The organism is Psychroflexus planctonicus (genome assembly GCF_014640195.1).
GTDB lineage: Bacteria > Bacteroidota > Bacteroidia > Flavobacteriales > Flavobacteriaceae > Psychroflexus > Psychroflexus planctonicus.
In genome coordinates, this window is record NZ_BMGM01000010.1 from 144365 (window position 1) to 154883 (window position 10519).

General features: G+C 36.4%; 5 protein-coding genes. All 5 read right to left on the minus strand.

What is annotated here, in order from left to right; genetic code table 11:
• Window positions 1–70: 70 nt before the first annotated feature.
• Complete coding sequence (locus IEV72_RS11465; protein ID WP_188459256.1) at window positions 71–3127, minus strand: leucine--tRNA ligase; 3057 nt, start codon at window positions 3125–3127, stop codon at window positions 71–73.
• 153 nt (window positions 3128–3280) lie between these two features.
• A complete protein-coding gene (gene polA, locus IEV72_RS11470) occupies window positions 3281–6112 on the minus strand; it encodes a DNA polymerase I (RefSeq protein WP_188459257.1) in 2832 nt (943 codons plus the stop codon).
• A gap of 515 nt (window positions 6113–6627) precedes the next feature.
• Entirely contained in the window at window positions 6628–7746 is a 1119-nt protein-coding gene (locus IEV72_RS11475; RefSeq protein ID WP_188459258.1) for an ABC transporter permease, read from the minus strand.
• A 37-nt stretch (window positions 7747–7783) separates the two neighbouring features.
• A complete protein-coding gene (locus IEV72_RS11480; protein WP_188459259.1) occupies window positions 7784–9934 on the minus strand; it encodes a carboxy terminal-processing peptidase in 2151 nt (716 codons plus the stop codon).
• 126 nt (window positions 9935–10060) lie between these two features.
• A partial coding sequence (locus IEV72_RS11485) for a GIY-YIG nuclease family protein (protein WP_229731898.1) occupies window positions 10061–10519 on the minus strand: 459 nt, incomplete at its 5' end.

Here is a 10519-nt window from a genome sequence, read left to right on the forward strand (position 1 = left end):
TTTTTTTGAATTCATAATAGCAAAAAATCAGCCAAATTGTATTTATCTGACACTTTTGCGAAATTTTAATTTAACCTACAATATTTACAATTTTTCCAGGCACCACAATTACTTTTTTCGGTGTTCTGCCATCCAATTGTTTTTGCGTTCGCTCGTCTTCCATAACCGCTTTTTCGATTTCATCTTTGCTTAAATCCAAAGACAAGTCTAAGGTAAAACGCATTTTTCCGTTAAACGAAATAGGATAGGTTTTGTTTTCTTCTTTTAAGAATTTTTCTTCAAAAACAGGATATGCTGCTGTCGAAACGCTTTCTGAATGCCCTAACTTTTCCCACAGTTCTTCAGCAATATGTGGTGCATAAGGCGAAATTAAAACAGCCAATGGTTCCAAAATATCTTTTGCATTGCATTTTTGTTGCGTCAATTCGTTGACACAAATCATAAAAGTGGAAACCGAAGTATTGAAGCTGAAATTTTCTATGTCTTCCGTTACTTTTTTGATGGTTTTGTGTAAGGTTTTTAAAGCTTCTTTTGAAGCTGGCTCTGCTGTAACTTCAAAATTATCTCCATTGTAATACAACTTCCAAAGCTTCTTTAAGAAGTTATGCACACCTGTAATTCCAGCAGTATTCCAAGGTTTTGCCTGTTCCAACGGACCTAAAAACATTTCGTACATGCGGAGTGTGTCTGCTCCAAAATCTTCACAAATATCATCTGGATTGACCACATTATATTTGGATTTTGACATCTTTTCGACTTCTCGACTTACAATGTATTTTCCATTTTCATCTTTTATGAATTCTGCATCCTGAAACTCTGGTCTCCATTTTTTGAAACCTTCAATATTTAATTCATTTGAAAAGTTGATTAAAGAAACATCGGTGTGGATAGGAATAAATGATGAGTCTTTAATAAGTATGTTGTTCAATCCAGAATTAAATAAACTTTCAAATGTGACGTTTAAGTTTTCAATGTTTTTAGTTTGAATTTTTTCACCATTAATATCAAAGACACCTTCAGGTCTAATGAAGACATGTTTCGAAGCTTTTAATTCTTTATTTATTATATGGACTAAATTATAGCTTATAAACAAATTATTCATTTTTAGAGACAGCATCTCTCTCTCTCTTTTCGTCTTTGCATTTGTATCAAATGATGGATTATACCGATGAACAAATGCACTCTCCCCTAAAATCATGCCTTGGTTGATCAGTTTTTTGAAAGGTTCTTCAACGGGCAAAACTTTTCTGTCGTTCAAAAACTTGGTCCAAAAACGAGAGTATAACAAATGTCCTGTAGCATGTTCGCTACCGCCGATGTATAAATCTACGTTTTTCCAATAATTCAAAGCTTCAGCTGAAGCCATATGCTGATTTCTGTTTTCTTTGGTCTCCATATAACGGAACAAATACCAAGAACTACCCGCCCAACCTGGCATGGTGTTCAATTCCAATGGAAAAATGCTTTTATGGTCGATTAATTCTTTATCAACCACTTTATTTTGCGTTGTATCCCAAGCCCATTTTTCTGCTCTTCCTAAAGGTGGCGCTCCATCTTCAGTAGGCAAATATTCGTTGATTTCAGGTAAATGTAAAGGCAAGTATTGTTCGTCTATCATTTTCGGTAAACCATCTACATAATAAACCGGGAAAGGTTCACCCCAATAGCGTTGACGAGAAAAAACGGCATCGCGCAATCGGTAGTTGGTTTTGCCCGTGCCAGCGTCGATTTCTTCCAACTTTTCGATGGCTTTTGCAATAGCATCTTCGGCATTTAATCCGTTTAAAAATTCTGAATTGGTAATGATAGTTTGAGCTTTATCGGCAAAAGCTTCTTTGGAAATATCAACACCTTTAAACACATTGGGAATGGGAATATTGAAGTGTTTAGCAAAATCATAATCCCGTTGATCGCCACAAGGAACGGCCATTACGGCACCTGTCCCGTAGCTAGCCAAGACGTAATCGCCAATCCAAATCGGGATGGGTTCTTTGGTAAAAGGATGTTCTGCATAGGCTCCTGTAAAAACTCCTGTAATGCTTTTTACATCGGCCATTCTATCGCGTTCGCTTTTTAAGGAAGCGGCTTTGATGTAAGCTTCTACTTCTTCTTTTTGCTCTGCTGTTGTAATTTTTGAGACCAATTCATGTTCAGGAGCTAAGGTCATAAAGGAAACACCGAAAATGGTGTCAGGGCGAGTCGTAAAAACTGAAATCCCTTCCCTTTTGGGGAAGGATAGGATGGGGAATTTGAGTTGAGCTCCAACCGATTTTCCAATCCAATTGCGCTGACTTTCCTTTAAACTATCTGTCCAATCTAATTTTTCTAAACCTTGTAGCAAGCGTTCTGCATAAGCTGAAATACGCATGCTCCATTGTTTCATTTTTTTACGAACTACAGGATGTCCTCCCCGTTCTGAAACGCCATTAACAATTTCGTCGTTGGCTAAAACCGTTCCTAAGGCTGGACACCAATTGACTTCAGTTTCTGCTAAATACGTGAGTCTGTATTGAAGTAAAATTGCATCTTTTTTGTTTGCCGAAAATGCATTCCATTCTTCTGCAGAAAAACTTTCAACTCCATCATCGCAAGCTGCATTGGTGTTTTTATTACCTTCATTTTCAAAAGCTTCAACCAAACTTGAAATCGGTTCTGCTTTATCGGTATTATTATTGAACCAACTTTTAAATAATTGAATGAAAATCCACTGCGTCCATCGATAATAGTTGGGATCGCTAGTTCGCACTTCTCTACTCCAATCGAATGAAAAGCCGATTTTATCCAACTGTTCGCGGTATCTTTTGATGTTGACTTCGGTTGTTTTGGCAGGATGTTGTCCCGTTTGAATGGCATACTGCTCAGCAGGTAATCCAAAAGAATCGTAACCTTGTGGATGCAATACATTGAAACCTTTGTGGCGTTTGTATCGGGCATAAATATCACTTGCAATATAACCTAGCGGATGACCCACATGTAAACCCGCTCCCGATGGGTAAGGAAACATATCCAACACATAAAAAGGCGGTTTTTGTTCGGTTAATTCTTCTGGCTGTAAGGCTCTAAAAGTTTGTAATTCTGCCCATTTTTTTTGCCATTTGGCTTCAATTTCATTGAAATTGTACTGCATAATTGTATCGTGTAAAGTTTGCACTTAAGTAGCTGCAAAAGTAGCATTAATCAATTTAGGATAAAAAGATTTTCTCATTTTACAGTAGATAAGATTCCTCGTCGAAGCTGAAAAAGCTTCTCTGTCGGAATGACAGTATTGATATAATATTTGCTAATGCGCTTCCAACCAATTTTGTCCTGTGCCGATGTCTACTTTTAACGGAACAATTAATTCGTAAGCGTTTTCCATTTCTTGTTTGATGAGTTTTTGTAGGTCATCTAATTCTTCTTTCGGAACATCAAAAATCAATTCATCATGTACTTGAAGTAGCATTTTTGTTTTGAAATTTTGCTTTTTTAATTTTTCATGAATACGAATCATAGCAACTTTAATGATGTCTGCTGCGCTTCCTTGAATGGGTGCGTTTACAGCATTTCGTTCTGCTGCACTTTTTACTACATTGTTTCTGGCATTGATGTCTTTCAGGTATCGTCTTCTTCCTAAAACAGTTTTTACATAGCCGTTTTCTCGAGCAAATTCTACTTGCTCATCCATGTAATCGCGAAGTTTTGGATAGGTTTTGTAATAGGTTTCAATCAATTCTTTGGATTCGCTTCTACTTAGGTTGGTTTGGTTACTTAGTCCGAATGCAGAAACACCGTAAATAATCCCGAAGTTTACCGTTTTGGCATTGCTTCGTTGTTCGCGCGTTACTTCATTTAAAGGAACATCAAAAACTTTTGCTGCTGTTGAAGCGTGAATGTCTTCACCATTTTTGAAGGCTTCAATCATGGTTTCTTCTTCGCTTAAAGCGGCGATAATGCGCAATTCAATTTGCGAATAATCGGCTGCAAGTAAGATGTGGTTTTCATCTCTAGGCACAAAAGCTTTTCGCACTTCCCGACCGCGTTCAGTACGGATGGGAATGTTTTGTAAGTTGGGATTATTGGAACTCAATCTTCCGGTAGCCGCTACGGTCTGCATAAATTCAGTGTGCACTCTACCTGTTCGATCATGAATTTGTTTAGGCAAAGCATCTACATAAGTACTTTTGAGTTTGCTTAATCCGCGCCACTGCAAAACTTTGTCTACAATAGGATAATCTTTAGCGAAATAAGACAACACATCTTCCGCAGTGGAATATTGACCTGACTTGGTTTTTTTGGGTTTTTTAGCGATTTCGAGCTTCCCAAATAAAATTTCCCCCAATTGTTTAGGCGAACCAATGTTGAATTCTTCTCCTGCGATTTCAAAAACTTCTTTTTCAAGTTGAGCGATGTCTTTGGTTAAACCTTCTGATAAATCGTTCAAGATGTTTTTATCTACGTTGATGCCTTCCAATTCCATGTCGGCCAAGACGCGCAAAAGTGGAATTTCTAAATCGCCAAACAAATGTTCGTTGGAAGCATCTTTAAGTTCTTCTTCAAAATATTTTTTTAATTGAAAAGTAATGTCGGCGTCTTCTACCGCATATTCAGTTACCTTTTCCAATTCCACATCCCGCATTGATTTTTGGTTTTTACCCTTTTTACCAATTAAATCAGCTATGGGTTGTGGCGAATAATTCAAATAGGTTTCTGCCAACACGTCCATATTGTGGCGCATGTCTGGGTTAATGATGTAATGCGCTAACATAGTATCGAATAGCGGGCCTTTTACTTCGATGTGGTAATTGGCCAAAACCTTGATATCGTACTTCAAATTCTGCCCTATTTTTTCGATGTTTTCATTTTCAAAAAATGGCTTCAATTGATTGACCAATTCTTGCGCTTCATCTTGATTGGCCGGAAATGAAATGTAATATCCCTTCCCTTTTTCCCAAGAAAACGCAATGCCAACCAAATGTGCATCTAAAGTTTTTAGTGAAGTGGTTTCGGTATCAAAACAAACCGATTTTTGTTGATTCAGTTTTTCTAAAAATATTTTAATCCCCATTGCGGAATTCACATATTGATAGCTATGGTCGGTGTTTTCAAGGATTTTGTAACCTTGGAAGTTTTCTGCTTCTACATCTTCACCAGATGCATCGTTCCCAAAAAGTGAAAACTGTCCTGATCCAGCTTCTTTTTTATTTTGTTTATCTGAAAGAGTTTCGCTTTCTTTGGTTACATCTTCAGGCGAATTGAACATTTTCATGAATTGTTCGGTAAGTCTTCTAAATTCTAAGTCTTTAAAAATTTCAACTACTTTTTCAACATCAGGTTGACTTAATTTGAAGTTTTCTGCATGAAATTCAACTTCGCAATCGGTGAAGATGGTGGCTAATTTTTTAGATAACCTACCGAGTTCAGCGTTTTCTTCAATTTTCTCTTTCATCTTTCCTTTTAGTTGGTCTGTGTTTTCCAACAAAGCTTCCATGCTACCGAATTGCTTCAAGAATTTCTTGGCTGTTTTTTCGCCTACGCCAGGTAAACCGGGAATGTTATCTGAAGAATCGCCCATCATTCCCAAGAAATCGATAACTTGTTCTGGGCGTTCAACTCCATATTTTTTCTGCACTTCTGGAATGCCCCATTTCTCGATTCCGTTGCCCATTCGGGAAGGTTTGTACATGAAAATATTTTCCGAAACCAATTGTGCAAAATCCTTATCGGGTGTGACCATATACACTTCAAAACCTTCTTTTTCGGCTTGCTTGGCGAGAGTCCCGATGATGTCGTCTGCTTCCATGCCTTCGATTTGCATAACGGGAATTTCCATGGCTTCGAGAATTTGCTGAATAACGGGAACAGAATCTCGTATTACTTGGGGAGTTTCATCGCGATTGGCTTTGTATTCTTCATACATTTCGGTTCGGGCATGGCTGCCGCCTTTATCGAAACATACGGCCAATAAGTTGGGTTTTTCTCGTTTAATGACATCAAAAAGGGAATTCATAAATCCCATGATGGCGGAAGTGTCTTGTCCTTTGGAGTTTACTCTCGGATTTTTGATGAGTGCGTAATAAGCACGGAAGATGAGTGCGTAAGCATCGAGTAGAAAAAGTCGGTTTTCTTTTACCATGAAAATGTGTCTTTATTGAAGCTATAAAAATAGGAGATTTGTGGTGAAATTTTGGAGTGTGGTGGGATAAATATGAAATTATGTGTTGAAGAAATTTTCAAATTTTGAAAAACTAAATTATAAATGATTTGGCCCGTAATTTTTATTCAAAAAGCATTTACGTCTTGTAGCGACAAAGAAAAACTAGAATTTTCGTGCCTCAAATTTGAGTTTTTCTAAATCGGGGTTAACCGCCAAAAACAACAGAATTATTAATATCAAGGAATAATGCCGGTTAACTTGATGTTGTTCCTTAGATTAAATTGGTTTCACGTAGAGTTACTAAGACAAAAGAAATTGGTAGTACTGAATAGGTATCTCGCTAAGTCGCAGAGACGCAAAGTTTTAACAATGCTGAATAATTATCTTGCAGAACAGTAGATTTAGAGTGCCCTAAGTATTTGTCTTTAGTTATTAGCCTGTAGCTTTTAATTACTAGAATATAGTACGCCGTACTTAATACTCAAAACTAAAAATCACTCATTCACATCCAGCGCATCACGCAAAGCATTTCCGATTAACATAAACGCCATGACCAAACTCATAATCGCTACTCCAGGAATAATGGCTAAATAGGCTTTCCCCATAACAATGTAAGCGTAGTGGTCTTTAATCATTGCGCCCCAACTCGGTGTAGGTGGTTGTGCGCCGATACCTAAAAAACTGAGACCACTTTCTATTAAAATAGCAGCGGCAAAATTGGCTGCTGAAATTACAATAACAGGAGCCAAAACGTTGGGTAAAATGTGCTTGTAAATAATTCGGAAATGACCAAATCCTAAAGCATGAGCAGCTGTAACGTACTGCATTTCTTTTACACTTTTTACTTGTCCGCGTACAATTCTAGCTACCTCAACCCACATGGTTAAACCCACTGCGATAAAGACTTGCCAAAAACCTTTGCCTAAAGCCAAACTAATAGCGATAACCAGTAACAAAGTTGGTATTGACCAAGTAACATTGATGAGCCACATGATGGTTGCATCTATTTTTCCGCCGAAATATCCTGCGGTAGCACCCAGACTAATGCCTATAAAAAGGGAAATGAAAACGGCAACAAAACCAATCGATAGCGAAATTCGAATACCGATGAGCATTCTGCTTAATAAATCCCTTCCATAACGATCTGTTCCTAACCAATAGCGTTTGGTTTCAATGAATTCTTCTTCGATTTGTTGTGGTGTTTTTCCTTGAAAAGTTTCATCGAGAAGTAAAAATTCACTTTTGGATTTTTCAACTGAAGCTGTTCCGTAAACTTGATAAAAAAGCGTATCATTTTTGAAACTATAATCATCCACAGGATAAAATTGTGCAACTTCTTTCTTCCCGGTAAAGATTTTGGATAGCCAACTTTGCCTAGATTCTTCTTTAGATGAGTTAGGAATGCTAATCGTGTTAACTTTAAATCCAGGTGATTTGGAGTGAATAGACAAAGCCATTTGATTGGCATTCTTTGAGTCGTCTGGAGCGATAACATACGCAAAAATAGCAAAGAAAGCCATCGCTAAAATGAAGCCGAAACTGAAAACGCCCCAAATGTTTTTTTTAAACCTTTGGAGCGCTAGTTTGCTTAAAGAAGCTGACTTATTTGTCATTACTTAATCTATTTTTAGCTAATTTAGTAAAACAAGCTTACTTAGCATTAGCTAATTTATATGCTTTGGTTTGTTTACGTAAATCTTCCAAAACATAAATGGCTTCTTCGACGTATACATCTTTCTTTAAATTTTTATGCCATCGTTCTCTTTTTTGGCCTAAGACAGAATCATTTTCAATTAATTTTTCTTCATAAGGAAGCGACACATACTCTAGGTCTGTAGTATAATCGTTTATTTTTTTAAACTTACTATTTTTCTCTTCTAACTCGAAATTTTCAAGTTTATATTTATCGAAGTTTAAAGTGTAGGTATTAATGTCTCTTTGTTCCTTAATCCATTTTGCGTTCTGATCTATTAAAGCAAGTTGTTGGTTTTCTTTCATTCTTTTCTTGCTACTTTCTAGAACTTTATCCAAGTCTTTATAACCATTCCATTTATTGTACTTAGCGGGTTCGATTTTGTCCCATGGTAGTGGATTGTCATAATCACGCTCGCCAATGTCTACATAAGAATAACGGTCTGCAACCACCACATCACTTTCAACACCTTTTAATTGTGTTGAGCCTCCGTTTATGCGGTAAAATTTTTGTGTGGTTAATTTTAAAGCGCCCATGTCTCCAAAAGAACTTTGACGCATCCAACGGTTAAGATCAGATACATTTTGTACGGTTCCTTTTCCATAGGTTTGTTTACTACCAATAATAACAGCTCTTTCGTAATCTTGCATAGCGGCTGCTAAAATTTCTGAAGCTGATGCTGATAATTCGTTCACCAAAATAACCAGTGGACCTTCCCATAAAATTGAAGGGTCTTTGTCTTTTAGGACTTCGCGATTGCGCTCTTTGTCTTTTACTTGAACAATTGGTCCTTTTTCTATAAATAAACCAGCAATATCTACGACTGTTGAAAGCGAACCGCCTCCGTTGCTTCTTAAATCGATAACTAGACCTTCTGCTTTGCGTTCTTTTAGACGGATAATTTCTTTTTTAACATCGGATGCCGCGTTACGTTGGTTGTAATCTTGCATATCGAAGTAAAACTTAGGAAGGTTAATTACTCCATAACTAACTTCATCTTTTTCAACTAAAGAAGTTTTCGCATAGGTTTCGTCAATTTCTACAACATCTCTGGTTATTTCAATTTCTTCAATTGTTCCATCTACTTTTTTAACAGTTAAATACACTTTTGTGCCTTTAGGTCCTTTAATTAAGTCTACTGCATAATCCAGCCGCATACCACCAATGTTTACCGCTTCTTCTTCATCTTCCTGCCTAACTTTTTGAATAACATCTCCTACTTCCAGTTCGTCTCCACGCCAAGCTGGCCCACCTGATATTAACTCCATTATTTTAACATGGTCACGTTCTTTTTGAAGCCTTGCGCCAATTCCTTCTAGTTTGCCAGACATTGAAACATCAAAGCGTTCTTTATCTCTTGGTGCAAAGTAACTAGTGTGCGGATCAAATTGACTTACCACAGAATTGATATACATGCTAAACCAATCTTTACGTTCTAAATCATCTGAATTTTCAAAATACATTTGCATAGACTCTTTTGTAGTTTCTCTAGCTTCTTCTTCTAAAGCTTCTAAGGATTTTACTTCAAAGTCTTCATCTACATCTTCATTTTTGTCTTTGTTTTCTGTGTATTCTAGTTGAGTTTCGTAATTATCGTAAAAAATTCCTAGGGTATTAAATTTCAATTGCTTTCTCCAACGTTCTTTTAACTCCGCTTGATTCTTTGCATAAGGTAGATTTTCATAATCTGTATTGATATCTTCATCTGTATTAAAATCAAATGCTTGGTCTAAAATTTCTTGATAAAACACCTTCGATTCTTTTACTCTAGTGAGATGGCGATTGTAAACCAGTTCGAAAAAAGAGAGGTCTTTATTTTTAATTTGCTCGTCTAATTGATGTTTGTATTCGGCAAATTCTTCATAATCAGCTTGTAGAAAATGTCTTTTTAGCGGATCTAAATTCTGTATAAATTCGTTAAAAACATCTTCGGAAAAATCGTCATCCATGGCTCTTAAGTCGAAATGACCTTGTTCTAAAACATAAGTAATGAGCTCAATTAGCACCTTGTCTTTATCGCTATCTGGATCAAATTTTTTGGTAGTAAAGCTGCAGGAAGTTACAGCTAGTAAAACGGTTAATAGGGCTACTACAAAATTCTTCTTCATCATAATATTTTTGTTCAAAATAAGAATCGAAAATTACTATAAATTAGAACAAATAAAGTGAATATACTTATAAAATTGTATAAAGATTATTTGAAGGCATTTTGTTGAATTTTTAAACTAGCATATTTAACTCTTAATGACGTCAAAAAAAACACTGCAAGAGTTTAGAACTCTTGAAGCGTTGGATAGTTTATTTTTATTGCAAAACACTAGTGTTCGATAAGACATTTTGAAAGTGGGATTTCCAAGAAAGGATTTCCCACTTTTGAGAAATTTCTCCTGTTTCATCGCTTCTCGTTTTAAATCAAAAAACTCAACATGCATTACAATCCAAGGTCGATACCTAACGGTGTAGCCTTTCGTTGCTAAAAAATTGTGGGAATAAAAACGATTGATTAAATCTGATGTATAACCAACATAGGTTTTGTCAAAGTTCCCAGAATATAATATGTAAACTATAAATTGTTCCATAAAAAAAGCCCCAATGTGGGGCTTAATTAGTAGTCTGCCACAGGCGAAGACTCGAACCAGTGTCCGCCTCAGGCGGATATGAGCCCAAACAATCATTTCAAAAAATTTGATTTC